This is a genomic window from Catenulispora sp. MAP12-49 (assembly GCF_041262705.1).
Classification (GTDB): Bacteria; Actinomycetota; Actinomycetes; order Streptomycetales; family Catenulisporaceae; genus Catenulispora.
In genome coordinates, this window is sequence record NZ_JBGCCP010000011.1 from 197,079 (window position 1) to 210,075 (window position 12,997).

14 protein-coding genes are annotated in these 12,997 nt (G+C 70.9%); 2 read left to right on the top strand and 12 right to left on the bottom strand.

Going from position 1 to position 12,997, the window contains the following annotated elements:
• Positions 1-28 precede the first annotated feature (28 nt).
• The 11 genes from ABIA35_RS21765 to ABIA35_RS21815 all read right to left on the bottom strand — a co-directional run bounded on the left by ABIA35_RS21765 (position 29) and on the right by ABIA35_RS21815 (position 9,747).
• Positions 29-532: a phage tail protein gene (locus tag ABIA35_RS21765; protein ID WP_370344082.1), complete on the bottom strand. Its 504-nt coding sequence runs from the start codon at positions 530-532 to the stop codon at positions 29-31.
• Between the two features lie 30 nt (positions 533-562).
• The gene (locus tag ABIA35_RS21770) at positions 563-1,534 is read right to left on the bottom strand and encodes a DUF4157 domain-containing protein (protein ID WP_370359095.1); all 972 of its coding nucleotides are present in this window, start codon (positions 1,532-1,534) and stop codon (positions 563-565) included.
• Positions 1,535-2,929: 1,395 nt separating this feature from the next.
• Positions 2,930-3,112 (bottom strand): DUF6760 family protein, encoded by a 183-nt coding sequence (locus ABIA35_RS21775; protein ID WP_370344153.1) that lies wholly within the window; start codon positions 3,110-3,112, stop codon positions 2,930-2,932.
• Positions 3,106-3,549 (bottom strand): phage tail assembly protein, encoded by a 444-nt coding sequence (locus ABIA35_RS21780; RefSeq protein WP_370359096.1) that lies wholly within the window; start codon positions 3,547-3,549, stop codon positions 3,106-3,108. The genes ABIA35_RS21775 and ABIA35_RS21780 overlap by 7 nt, the downstream gene beginning before the upstream one ends.
• Before the next feature lie 14 nt (positions 3,550-3,563).
• Positions 3,564-4,031, bottom strand: coding sequence for a phage tail protein (locus ABIA35_RS21785; RefSeq protein WP_370344086.1), 468 nt, complete (start codon positions 4,029-4,031; stop codon positions 3,564-3,566).
• Positions 4,032-4,071: 40 nt separating this feature from the next.
• Positions 4,072-4,551, bottom strand: coding sequence for a phage tail protein (locus tag ABIA35_RS21790; protein WP_370344087.1), 480 nt, complete (start codon positions 4,549-4,551; stop codon positions 4,072-4,074).
• Positions 4,552-4,588: 37 nt separating this feature from the next.
• Positions 4,589-6,193, bottom strand: a complete 1,605-nt coding sequence (locus ABIA35_RS21795) for a phage tail sheath family protein (protein WP_370359097.1) — start codon at positions 6,191-6,193, stop codon at positions 4,589-4,591.
• 134 nt (positions 6,194-6,327) lie between these two features.
• Positions 6,328-6,873, bottom strand: coding sequence for a hypothetical protein (locus tag ABIA35_RS21800; RefSeq protein WP_370359098.1), 546 nt, complete (start codon positions 6,871-6,873; stop codon positions 6,328-6,330).
• Positions 6,874-7,153: 280 nt separating this feature from the next.
• Entirely contained in the window at positions 7,154-7,660 is a 507-nt protein-coding gene (gene msrA, locus ABIA35_RS21805) for a peptide-methionine (S)-S-oxide reductase MsrA (RefSeq protein WP_370344090.1), read from the bottom strand.
• A 69-nt stretch (positions 7,661-7,729) separates the two neighbouring features.
• Positions 7,730-9,070, bottom strand: coding sequence for a chloride channel protein (locus ABIA35_RS21810; RefSeq protein ID WP_370344091.1), 1,341 nt, complete (start codon positions 9,068-9,070; stop codon positions 7,730-7,732).
• Positions 9,071-9,105: 35 nt separating this feature from the next.
• Positions 9,106-9,747, bottom strand: a complete 642-nt coding sequence (locus tag ABIA35_RS21815; protein WP_370344092.1) for a GAP family protein — start codon at positions 9,745-9,747, stop codon at positions 9,106-9,108.
• Positions 9,748-9,874: 127 nt separating this feature from the next.
• Between ABIA35_RS21815 and ABIA35_RS21820 the strand changes: the two genes are divergently transcribed.
• Complete coding sequence (locus ABIA35_RS21820; RefSeq protein ID WP_370359099.1) at positions 9,875-10,639, top strand: hypothetical protein; 765 nt, start codon at positions 9,875-9,877, stop codon at positions 10,637-10,639.
• On the opposite strand, the gene ABIA35_RS21825 is transcribed toward ABIA35_RS21820, so the two are convergent.
• Entirely contained in the window at positions 10,633-12,024 is a 1,392-nt protein-coding gene (locus ABIA35_RS21825) for a glutamate decarboxylase (RefSeq protein WP_370359100.1), read from the bottom strand. The genes ABIA35_RS21820 and ABIA35_RS21825 overlap by 7 nt on opposite strands.
• 270 nt (positions 12,025-12,294) lie before the next feature.
• On the opposite strand from ABIA35_RS21825, the gene ABIA35_RS21830 reads away from it, so the two are divergent.
• Complete coding sequence (locus ABIA35_RS21830; protein ID WP_370359101.1) at positions 12,295-12,987, top strand: DJ-1/PfpI family protein; 693 nt, start codon at positions 12,295-12,297, stop codon at positions 12,985-12,987.
• The last annotated feature ends 10 nt before the right edge of the window (positions 12,988-12,997 follow it).

Here is a 12,997-nt window from a genome sequence, read left to right on the forward strand (position 1 = left end):
GCGGGCAACGGCGCGCGGGCCGGCGCGGTCAGATCGGGGACAGCATCGAGATGGCGTCTTCCAGGAAGCCGGTGTGCGCGAGCTCGAGCGTCTCGATCACGGGCTTGCCGGTCTCGGCGTTCAGGTTGTCGATGCTCCACTTGATCGGGAAGAACTCGTTCAGCCGCCACTGGACGAGCGGCATCCCGGCGAAGTCCACGAGCTGGATCGTCCCGCTCTGCGGTTTCGGGTTCTTGGACGTCTCGTTCAGCCAGTGCTGCACGACCCGCGAGTACGGACTGGCCGCGCGGCTGAGCGCGATCGTCTCGTAGGTGGTGGCCCCGGGCAGGACGCAGATCTTGTTCCCCTGATCGCCCACGCGGTACTCGATCGGCTTCCATCTCACCGAGAGCCCGGACACCTTCTGCCATTCCCCGATGTGGTAGGCGACGTTGTCGATCAGGACCGCGTAGCGATGGCCCATGCCGACGAACCCTTCCAGGGCGGTCTGCGCGCTCTCGGCTCCGCCGAGCACCGATCCGAACCCGTCCACGCCACCGCCTCGATCCTTGTCTTGGGGTCTTCATCTCGCCCAGCCCAGCGGGCCGACCTCGCCGAGCCGGCCGGCGCGCTCCCGGTCCAGGAGCAGCTCACGTCGCAGCCGGCCCTCGATCCTGCGGTACACCTGGCCCGCGAGTTCTTCGACATCGTCCGGGTCGTCGAGGTCCAGCGAGCGCCGGCGGTCGAGCTCGGCGAGCTTGTCCCGCACCGCTGCCAGTGCCGGGTCCGGACCGGCCGGGCTGGCAGAACTGGCCGGGCTGGTCGGGCTGGTCGGGCTGGTCGGGCTGGTCGGGCTCGCCGGCGTGTCGGGGCGCGGCGGCCCGGCCGTCCCCGTGCCGACTCCGAGCAACGAAGCCGGACCGCTCGGCGGGACCGAGGGCGCGGCGGCGATCGTCACATCGGTTACTTGGCGCTGTACCTGGGGCGTCGCAGCGGCCTGCCACGGAGCCGTCCAGGACGCCGCGGGCATCGAGCCGCCCGCGTTCGGCGGCGTGATCGGCGGCGCACTGAGCGGCGTGCCCAGCCCGCGGGCCCGGCGTTCGGCGGCCACGGCCTCGGCTTCCAGAGCCATGCCGGCTGCGGAGTCCTCGGCAGGAAGCCCGGCGCCGAGAACTCGTTGCTGAGCGGCATGGGTGAGCTCGTGCGCGAGCAGCCCGCGCGCGACGGGACGGTCGAGCGGCCCGGCCTCGGAGGGCAGGAGCACCTCGCCGTCCCGGGCCAGGGCACGTGCGCCGAGCGCCTGAGCGGCGGCCGTCGCCTCGGGACCGCGGTGGATCGGCACATCGGAGACGTCGACACCCTGCTCCCGACGGACCGCCTCGGCGAGCGCCGGGGGTGCCACCTCCGGTACGGCGGCGATCGGCGGCGGTTCCTGCGGCCGGGACGACGGCTCCCGAGACGGCGTCCGCGGATGGATCAGGGCTTTGGGCGCCGGCGTCCGGGCAGCCGCCGAGGCGGCCGCCGGCTTGGCCGACAGTGCCGCGACGGTGCGCACCGAACGGGGACGCGCGCCTGCGGCAAAGCGGTAGACGAGGCGGACCGGCTTGGCTGCGCGCGGAGAGTCAGGGGCCTGGGGCAATGGAACCGCCATCGGCTTTGGCTCAGGATCCGGCACTGGCACTGGCACTGGCACCGGCACCGGCTCCAGCACCAACTCTGGCGGCGCGGCCTCGGCAGGGAGGACAGGTTCCGGTGGGACGGGTCCCGGTTCCGCGTCCAGAGCGTCCTGTGCGCGTATCGGACTACCGAGGCCGAGCCGCCGACTCTCGGCGAGCGAGGCACGACGGGTCGCCTTGGGCGGCTGCGCACGCTCTTCCGGCGGAGGCGGCGGCGCGATGCTCGACCACGTGACGCCCTCGGAAATCACATCGGGAATGGCATCGGGGGCGGCACCGGGCATCCATGGCGGACGGTAGCTCTCGACCATGCGCAGCCAGGACGAGGAGGCGTAGGGCGTGGACTCCGCGAAGGGTTCGCCCACGTACTCGTCGGCCGCCTTGACCAGGCTCGGATGCGGCGTGGGCGACGCGACGGACTTGGCAGTGCGGCGCTGGATGAGGGGAAGCCGCGCGGCTGGCGGCTCGGATGCCTGGACCCCGGCGGAGTGCGGATCGCTGGTATTCGGGCGGCTGGCGGGCTGCTGAGAAGTCAGCGGCTGAGCAGTGGCTCGAGCGGCAAGCTCTTCCGCGGCAAGCTCTCGAGTGGCGGGCTCTCGGTTGGCAGGCTCTCGAGTGGCAGGCGGCTGAGCAAGGATCGGCTGAGATGCGCGCAGCCGGGCAGCACCTGGCTGATCGGCGCGCACGTAGCCGGCGCCTGGCTGGCCGGCACCTGGCTGCTCGGCGCCCACCTGACCGGCGCCTGGCCTATCGGCGCGAGGCTGAGCAGCAAGCGGCTTGGCCGCCGGGGGCACTTGAGCCGCAAGCTCTCGCGCCGCTCCCGGCAACCGCGCGCCGAGCATCGCCCCAAACCGCCCGGCACCTGATCCAGCGCTCGTGCTTTCCCTTGTCCCCAATGTCTTTCGGCGACTCCCAGGAACCGGCTCGGCGCGAACCGTCGCCAGCCCCATCACCGTCCCGACAGTCGGCCCACCGCTATCAGCCGCGGGACGTCTGTCGTTCGGCGCCAAAATCAAAGGCTGGTCGACCGCGGCCGCCATCACCCCCATCGACGGCGCCACCGTCACCGCCGGCTCACGAACCGTCAAGACGAGCGGCGGGAGCAGCCTCCAGTCCGCCCGACCGACCGCCCGACTGACCGCCAGACCGCCAGACCGTCCGACCGCCCTGCCAGAGCCCTGATCGCTCCGCTCATCGCCGCTCCTGCGCTTGCGCCTCCGAAACAGCCGCAGCATCTCCCCTCCCCTCCCTCAATCCGATCCGCCTTCCCGCCCCTACACCCGCCGCCCGGCAGCCGCCCCCTCCGCCTCCATCCGGCTGTGGATCCGGCCGACCTCCCTGATCACCCGGGCTCGGTCCGGGTGTTCGAGGTCGAGCACGTCCCGCAGCGGCCAGTGCAAGTAGTAGGCGAGGTACACGACTTCCTCCCAGAGCCGGTCGGCCGTGTACGTCAGGATTCCCCCGGGGCATCACCGGCGATGTCCACCGCGAAGGCGTGCCCGCATTCGGGGCAGGCGACTTCGGCCTCCGTGTGGCCGTCCTGGTTGATGCGCCGGTAGAGGTCCTGGAGGAAGGCCAGGTCGGAGGCGAACAGGTTCTCGATCATGAGGGTGTCCGCTCCCTGCGCCGCGCCGAGCCCCGCGACCGTGCGGGCCAGCAACAGGACACTGAGATAGGCCGGGTTCTGCCGGACCCGCGGGTCGCTCTGGCTCGTGATCTCGTCGCGGGCCGTGGCCAGGCGCATCACGCCCTCGCGGTGCACCCGGCCCTGCTCGTCCACGTAGCCGCGGGGCAGGACGAACGGGTACTTCGTCGTCATCCCCGCCGAGTCTGCCGGCGCCGGCGGCTGCGGCCGTGACTGTGGCTGTGGCTGTGGTGGTAGCTGCGTCAGCATGCTCTCTCCCCCGCTCATGCGCCGGGCTGCATCAGGATCTGGTCGCAGTTCAGCGTCACGGTCTCGAACACGACCTCGCTCGCGCCGGCCATCAGTCCGCCGATCTCCAGCCGCGAGGGCCACGCGTTCTCCAGCAGGTACGTGATGATCGGCTGCCCCGACTTCGGCGAGGTGGACGCCGCGAACAGCTGCAGCGAGCAGGTCTTGCGCGCGCCGGGGTCGCCCTGGAGCACCGCCTGGTGCCAGGACCACATGTAGGTCGACGTGTCGAGTCCGCGTTTGAGCATCACCGACGGCGGGAGGGTCTTCCCGTACTGCTTCGTGTGCATGATCCCTCCCGGGCCGGTGGCGATGTACTCCACCGACTCCACCTCCGTGCTGATCCCGCTCAGCTCGCTGAACGTGGCGACCTGGATCCCGTCCACCTGGATCACGAAGGTCGACGCGCTCAGCACCGTCGGGTTGCCGCCGTCAACGGTCATCTGGTCCCTCACCCCTCTCCGTCGAGTCAGTCCGCTGCCGTCACTCCGAGTCCAAAGTGATCAGGTCGCAGGCGATCGTCACGTCCTCGGTGACGATGCCCTCCCCGGCCCGGGCCGAGGAGATGCTGATCTTCGCGCACCAGGCGTGCACGAGCGTGTAGCTCGCGAACGGCGACTGGCCGTTGATGCTGGGGAGCCCGCCGCCGAAGATCTGCAGGTTCAGGTGGTCGGCGCGCGCCGCCGGGTTGCCCTGGAGCGCCATCTGGTGCCAGTTCCAGAGCACCCCGCTGTTGTCCAGGCCGCGTTTGAGCGTCACCGTCGGCGGGGTAGTCACCCCGAACTGCTTGGTGTGGTTGACGTATCCGTTGTCCACCGAGATGTACTGCTCGACGTTGATGCCGCTCTCGATGCCGGCCAGCTCCTGGAAGGCAAGCTTCTGCAGCTGGCTGCTGCCCGGGATGTTCCCGGAGACCACGAAGATCGGCGCGGACGCGACGGTGGAGTAGCTGGGACTCGACATGTTTCCTCTCGCCCTTCCTGCGGCTCAGCCGAACCGGTCATTCCTCCAGGGCCGCGCCCTGCGAGTACTGCGACACCCGGAAGACGATGAACTCCGCGGGCTTCACCGGCGCGATGCCGATGTCGACGGTGAGGATCCCGGCGTCGCGGTTCTCCGGGGGGTTGTTCTCCTCGTCGCACTTGACGAAGAACGCCTCCTCCGGCGTGCGGCCGAACAGCGCCCCGCTGCGCCAGACCCGGCGCAGGAACATGGTGATCGTGCGGCGCACCGCGCCCCACAGGAACCTGTCGTTGGGTTCGAACACCACCCAGTTGGTGCCGTCCAGGATGGACTTCTCCACGAAGTTGAACAGCCGGCGCACGTTCAGATAGCGCCACTCGGCGTCGCTGGAGAGCGTCCGCGCGCCCCAGATCCGGATGCCCTGGCCCGGGAAGGACCGGATGCAGTTGACCGCGACCGGGTTGAGCTGGTCGTGCTCGCCCCGGGTGATGTTGGTCTCCAGGTCGATCACGCCGCGCATCACTTCGTTGGCCGGGGCCTTGTGCACGCCGCGGGTCTCGTCGCTGCGCGCCCACACACCGGCGACGTGGCCGCTGGGCGGCATGAAGACCGGACGGCCCCGGCCCGGGTCCATCACCTTGATCCAGGGCCAGTACAGCGTCGCGTACTTGGAGTCGTACCCGGCGACGCCGACGCGCCAGTCCTGGACCTGCTGGGCGCCGAGTCCGGGCGGGGCGTCGAGGATCGCCACCCGGTCGGCCATCAGCTCGCAGTGCGCGATCATGGCCAGCTGGACGGCTTTCACGCCCTCGAGGTCGACCGTGCCGGCCTGGTAGGCGGACATGAGGTCGGGGACGCAGAGCATGGTCACGTTCTCGATGGCCTCCAGACCGGCGAAGCCGGTGCGGTCGGCCGTGTTCCCGACGTAGTCGCTCGGGGAGATGTGGGCAGGCACGGTGCCGTCGGGCACAGCCGGAGCCGCCGCTGCCGTGGGGGTCAGCGCGACCCGGACACCCTTGGCCGGCACCAGTGCCGCCCCGCCCTTGACCTCCTCCAGCGCGATGAGCTTGGAGGATTCCTTGACGACGGTGGCGGCGTTGCGCGCGCCCCGCCGCGGCGAGAGGTTGTCGAAGACCTCCGCCTCGCGGCCGTCGACCAGGACGATCAGTTTGAACAGGTCCTCGCCGGGCTCGCTGGCGTCGGCGACCTCGACGGCCACCGCACCGCCGGTGCCCTCGGCGGCCAGGGCCCGCGCGCGCAGCGCCGGCCGGTTGCCGTCGCCCGCCGCCGGCAGCACGCCGGGTCCGGCCGATGTCTCGGGCTGCGCCGCCGCGGCCGCGGTGCCGTCAGACGCCACGCCGTTCGCCGCAGACGCCTCGTCGCCGCCGACGCGGACCACGTACGCCGCCCCGCCGCCGTTGAGGAAGTACCCGTAGACCGCCTGCGGGAGGTACCCGCCGTCGACGAACCCGCCGAAGGCCTTCGTGTACTGCGTCCAGTTCGTGACGAGCGTCGGCTGGTCGGGGACGCCGCGCTCGGTGAAGCCGACGAACGCGCACACCGCGGTGCCCACACCCTCGATGGGCCTGGAGCCTGAGGAGACTTCCTCGACGTAGATTCCGGGGGATCGGTAGGCAGGCACTGTCCCTCCTTGCTTAATGGGGGTCGGCGACGATCAGTCTCCTGGAGCGGGAAACGCTCCACGTGCGCACCGTGGCCGCCAAGGAGGCAACTTCCGGTGCGCGATAAGGCAGGACCATGACGCTGACTCGCGTGCTACTGGCGCACGACGAACGCGTTCTTCGAGGCGATGTAGGTCTCGAACTGCTGGCCCGTGCGCTGCGTCGTCGCCCCGGTGTTCGGGTCGTAGCACAGGTACCGGTCGTCGGAGGCCTGCGAACCGCGGTTGTAGATGGCGCCCTCGCTGTGCAGGTCGTTGCCGAACCAGATCCGGGTGTGGTTCGCGAAGGTCCGGTTCTGCACGTTCTTGATGACGGTCCCCCGGTCCATCGAGCCCCCGCCGAGCCGCCCCGACGCGTAGGTCACCTGCGCCGCGAGCCCGCCGCCGCCGGCCCACTGGACCATGGTCGCGACGGCCGCGTCCCTGTCCCCCTGCGGCATCTGCGCGAACTGGAGCCCTCCGGCCGGGCAGCCGTGCGTGAGCCAGTGGGTGGCCATGACCCCGCAGAACTGGTCGATCTCCGTGTGGAACGCCGGCGGGTTCTGACCCCGCCGGCCGACCCAGAAGTTGGGGTGCGGAGCGGCGAAGTCCGTGTAGAGGAACGGGTTCGCCGGCATGCCCGGCTGATACGTGATGGTCATGGCTTCCTCCCCGAGACCCGCGAAAAGGCGGCGTGGGTGCCGGGAACGGTCCTGGCCCCGCCTGGTCTCATCGGCCAAGCTAGCCGCGGGGCACGGCCGGCAAGATGCATGACCGGGCAGTGTCGGGGGTAGCGATCGACGCTCGAAAGAGCACCGCTCACCAGGGGAGTTCCGGCGCGGCGAAACGAACGGCGCCGGCCGGGAACGTCGTTCCCGGCCGGCGCCGACAGGCGGGCCGGCCGCTTACGCGGCCCGGCCCGCGGTCAAGATCACGCGGTCCCTACTGAGCCGCCCGCCGAGGCAGCTTCCAGTTCGGGCGCGGGTAGTGGCAGGTGTACCCGTTCGGGTACTTCTGCAGGTAGTCCTGGTGCTCCGGCTCGGCCTCCCAGAAGTCGCCGGCCGGGGCGACCTCGGTGACGACCTTGCCCGGCCACAGGCCGGAGGCGTCGACGTCGGCGATGGTGTCCTCGGCCACGCGCTTCTGCTCGTCGTCCACGTAGTAGATCGCCGAGCGGTAGCTGCGGCCCAGGTCGTTGCCCTGGCGGTCCACGGTCGTGGGGTCGTGGATCTGGAAGAAGAACTCCAGCAGGGCCCGGTAGTCGGTCTGCTCCGGGTCGTAGACGATCTCGATCGACTCCGCGTGGTCACCGTGATTACGGTAGGTGGCGTTCGGCGTGTCTCCGCCGGAGTAGCCGACACGGGTGGACACGACGCCGGGCTCCCGGCGGACGAGCTCCTCCATACCCCAGAAGCAGCCTCCGGCGAGAATCGCCTTCTCGGTGGCCATCGCTATTCCTCTTCCTAAGCTGGTCAGTGCGGGCTTGCCTTGCCCTTCCTACAACACCAGCGTAGGTGCTCACTCTTCCCGCGTCCTGACGGCCTGCGGCTCGGACACGGCCCCCGTACCGAGGCGCGCGCTGATCACGTACGCGACCACGACGGCCACGATCACCAGCGGGGTGAGCGCCAGGGCGTCGGAGGGGAACAGCAGGGCCGGCAGCAGCACGGACGTCATCGGCAGCCCCAGCATCGCCACCGCCATGGCCCCGATGCCCATGGCCGCGCCGGCGACCATCGGCAGCCCGGGCAGATGGGACATGGCGATCCCGCCGGCGGCACCGATGTACAGGCTCGGGAAGATCGGGCCGCCGCGGAAGCAGCTCAGCGACAGGGCGTAGGCCGCCGACTTGAACAGCACCACCAGCACCAGCGCGCCGGCCGTCCAAGTTCCCGCTTTGTCGATCAGCGCGGGCAGGGCCGTCTGACCGGAGAACAGCACCTCGGAAGCGCCGTGGCTGGTGCTCTCGGCGAAGGCGATCGCGCAGCCGGCCACGGCCAGGCCGACCAGCGGCATGAGGATGATCATGCGCGGCTCGACCACCGCCTGCAGGGCCAGGGACGCGCGGCGGATGACCGTGCCGACCAGCGCGGCCGCCAGGCCGATGACCAGCGCCCACAGCAGCTCGTAGCCGGTCGGCGTGGTGAAGGCGGGGGCGCCGGGGATGCTCAGGCTGAAGGTGCCGTACCCGGTCCAGTCGTCCAGTCCCACGAAGATCAGCGCGCCGACGCCGGCCGCGAGCAGGCCGGGCACCAGGACCACGCCCAGCATCGGCCCGCCGAGCCCGGCGGTCTCCATGATCAGGAACGCGCCGACGACCGGCGAGCCCAGCAGCGTGGCGATCGCGGCGAAGGCCCCGGCGGCGGCGATGGCGGCGACCGCGCGGTCCGGGGCGCCGCGCTTGAGCAGCCGCACCGCCAGGGCCCCGAGCCCGCTGCCGATGGCGATCAGCGGCGCCTCCGGGCCGAGCACGGCGCCAAACGCGAGGGTGACGAACGAGGCCGCGACGACGCCGGGGAGGTCGACCGGGCGGACCGTGCCGGACGCCTTGAACCCCTCGGCCGGCTTGTGGCCGGAAGTCCCCGGCAGGAACCTGATGCAGCACGCCACCACCACGCCGGCGACGAACAGCGGGATCAGCGGCCACCACACCGGCGGCTTGGACCACAGGTCCCCGGGCAGCGTCGTGAAGATGGAGGTCTGCGCCGAGGTGACCGCTTTGAGATAGAAGTAGGCCACGGTGGACACCACGACCCCGACCACGGCGGCCATCACCAGCATCGCCACGTAGGCGCGGGACTTCAGCAGGTCGGCGGGGTTCGGGGCAGACGAGGGCCCGGAGGCGGCCGAATCGGTCATAAGCGCATGTTAGTGGTCGAATGCGGGCAGCCGCGCTATGCCAGCCCGACGATCCCGTGGATGACGAAGTACGTGCCCACGATCGCCGCCGCGCTCAAGCCGATCACGCGGCCGTGGCGGGCGAGCCACTCGTTGACCGCCCGCAGGGCCGCGGCGGCGCGCTCCGGGGCGATCGCGTAGTACGCGATCGGCAGTTCGGCCATCAAGAGCACGATCGCCGCGAGCAGGATCACGTCGAACACCACAGCCGCCGTGCTGGGGTTGCCCTTGGCGATCGAGTGCAACGACGCCAGATACAGCGGGGACGGCGATCCCAGTACCAAGCCCAGCCCGACGACGACGAGAAGCCGCATCTCGCGCTCCTCGGGCTTCTTCTTGTCCTTCTTCGCGCGGGGCTTGCGGCGGGCCACGTACAGCCCGAACGCCAGGATGACCAGTCCGATGGCCAGGTCGATGGCCGGCGGCACCGTATGGTGCTTGCTGCTGTCGTCCACGCTGGTGCTCGTCAGCACCTCCACCACGGCGAAGCCGACACCCAGGGTGACCGCGGCCGCGGTGATCAGGAAGATCACGGCGTTGCGCAGGGGATGCGCCAAGCCCAGCAGACCGGCGACGATGAGCAGCGTCGACGGCGAGAACGCGGCGGCCACCGCCGACGGGATCGCCTCCCAGAGCATGATGATCACCTGCGCGTTTCGCCCGGCGGACAAACCACGCGAGGGGCCTGGCTGCTCCAAGCGGGTGAAGGCAGCGTCGGCTGAACGGATGGCGGCGTGCGATCGCGGCGAATAAAAGGTGTGATTCATGATGATGAACACCGACGCGGGGAAGGGCCGCCCGAAGCGGGACTCCCGCTGGCGCCGCAAGCACCAGAGCCCGGCCCCGGCCGGCCGTGAGACCTGGTGGGCCCCGCGCGACCGGAGCTGGTGGATCGGCGTCCTGTTCGCGATCGGGTCCGCGCTGTTCGCCCTCGGCGTCCTGCCCGCCTACGCGAACGCGGTGGGCCTGCGGGCCGACGGGCTCACCTTCTTCGCCGGGTCGGTCTTCTTCACCTCGGCCGGGTTCCTGCAGTACCGGGAAGCGGTCGACGCTGTCCCGGCCGGCCTGCGCCACGGCCGCCGCGTCCTGGTCTACCTGCCGGGCCGCATCGACTGGCAGGCGACAGCCTGGCAGTCGATCGGGACGCTGGCGTTCAACGTCAGCACCGGGCTGGCCGTCGGCGCCACCATCGGCTCGGACCTGTACCGGCACCACGTCTGGCGGCCGGACGCGGTGGGCTCCGTCTGCTTCCTCGTGGCCAGCACGCTGGCCTGGTACGAGGCCTGCCACGGATGGTTCGCGTGGCGGCCCCGGTCGGTCGCGTGGTGGATCACGCTGGCGAACCTGGCCGGCTCGGTCGCCTTCGGCGTGTCGGCGGCCGCCGCGTTCGTGCAGCCCGGGACGGCCGACCTGCTCAGCTCCCCGATCGCCAACCTCGGGACGCTGATCGGCGCGGTGCTGTTCCTCCTCGGCGCCGTCCTGCTCCTGGTCGAGCGGAACGAGGCCGAGGCCGGACCGCCGTCTCAGTGATGGAACCCGGTCTGCTGCGGCGCCACCGACGTCCCCTGCCGCCCCGCCTCCTGGAGCCGCTTGACCTCGCGCTCGATGTCGTCCCCGAGCAGCGCCAGCTTGTCGTGGCCGATGCCGTGCCGGACCAGGACGCGCTGGATCACCGTCTCCTGACGGTCCGCCGGGAGCGGATACGCCGGGACCTGCCACCCGCGCGTGCGCAGCCGGTCGGTCAGGTCGTAGAGCGTGAACCCGGCGTTGTCGGGGTCCTTGAGCTTCCAGCTCACCGCCGGCAAGGCGTTCTTGCCGTCGTACACGAGCTCGAAGGGTCCCATCTGCGCGACGCGGCGCCCCAGAGCCTGCCCGGCCTGCGAGGCGACCTCGTAGATCTTCCGGTAGCCCTCCCGGCCGTAGCGCAGGAAGTTGAAGTACTGCGCGATGACCTGGCCGCCGGGCCGGGAGAAGTTCAGCGCGAGCGTGGGCATGTTGCCGCCGAGGTAGCTCACCCGGAACACCAGGTCCTCCGGCAGCAGCTCCGGGGAGCGCCACACCACCCAGCCCACGCCCAGGGGCGCCATGCCGTACTTGTGGCCCGAGGCGTTGATCGAGGCCACCCGCGGGACCCGGAAGTCCCACCACAGGTCCGGCTGCAGGAACGGCGCGACGAACCCGCCGCTGGCCGCGTCCACGTGCAACGGGATGTCCAGACCGGTGTCCTTCTCGATCGCGTCGAGCTCGGCGGCAAGCTCCTTGATCGGCTCGTAGTCGCAGGTGTAGGTCACGCCGAGGATGCCCACGACGCCGATCGTGTTCTCGTCGACCGCCGCGCGCAGCTGCTCCGGCCGCAGCCCGGTGGCGTCGGGCAGGACCGGGATCTGGCGCAGCTCGACGTCGAAGTACCGCCCGAACTTCTCCCAGCACACCTGCACCGGCCCGCACACCAGGTTCGGCCGGTCCGCGGGCTTGCCGGCGGCCTTGCGCGCCGCGCGCCAGCGCCACTTCAGCGCCAGCCCGGCGAGCATCGCCGCCTCCGAGGACCCGGTCGTGGAGGTGCCGGCGGTCGGTCCGGGCGGCGCGTTCCACAGGTCGGCCAGGATGTGCACGCAGCGGTTCTCGATCTCCGCGGTCTGCGGGTACTCGTCCTTGTCGACCATGTTCTTGTCGACGCACACAGCCATCAGCTCGTGCGCCTCGTGATCCAGGAACGTCGAACAGAAGGTCGCCAGGTTCTGCGACGCGTTCCCGTCCAGGGCGAGCTCGTCCAGGATGAGATCGCGCACCGAGTCCGCCGGCGACGGGTGCTCCGGCATCCGCTTCTTGGGAAGGTCGCGGCTGGCCAGTGCGGTGCTGTAGCAGTCCTCAATGGCGTCCGAGTCGCCAGGGTCGACCTCGTGCAGGGCAGCCACCAGCCCGCCTCCTTCCGTCAGGTGTCAACACCCTGGCCGCTACCCTCACACTATGGGGTGAACCGCCCTATTCAGGTGAAAGTCACACCCATCTGGTCACGGCGGCCCTGACCGGCTGCGGCCACCATCCCGTGCCGCCATGATCCCGTGCTGTCGCAATCTCGTTGAAGCTTGTCGAAAATGCCACTGGGGCGACCCGCCCCGCCCTGGCTACGGTCGAGATATCCGGGCGATACGCCCCTTCGTCAAGCTTGCAGAAGGACGCTCTCGATGCACGTTCAAATCGTCTTGTTCGACGGGTTCGACCCGCTCGACGCCATCGCCCCGTTCGAGGTCCTGTACGCCGGGGGCATGGCCTCCGGCGGCGCGGTGACCGTCGAATTCGTCACCGCCGAGGGGCCGCGCGAGGTGGTCAGCGGCACCGGCGGGCTGGCGCTGCGCGCGACCGGCACCCTCGATCCGGACCGGGCCGGCCTGGTGCTGGTCCCCGGCGCCTCCGGCCGCGTCGGCGAACCCGGCGAGGTCCCCGAGGAAGAGGCGGGCGCCGCGGGTGAATGGCGGGCGGACGAGTTCATCCCGGTGCTGCTCGGCCGCACCCTGGACACCGGATTGCCCGCACTGCTGAAGGCCGCGATGGACAACCCCGAGGTGCTGATGGCCTCCGTGTGCGGCGGGTCGCTGGTCCTGGCCATGGCCGGGCTGCTGGAGGGCCGGCACGCCACCACCCACCATCAGGGCATGGACATGCTCGACGCGATCGGCGTCCAGGCCGTGCACGCCCGCGTGGTCGACGACGGCGACCTGGTCACCGGCGCCGGCGTCACCTCCGGACTGGACCTGGGCCTGTACCTCCTGGAGCGCGAAGTCGGCCCGCGGATCGCCCATGCCGTCGAGGAGCTGTTCGCCCACGAGCGCCGCGGCGTCGTCTGGCGCGGCGCGGGCCCGCTCCCCGCCGCCCTGTGACCCGATCCGA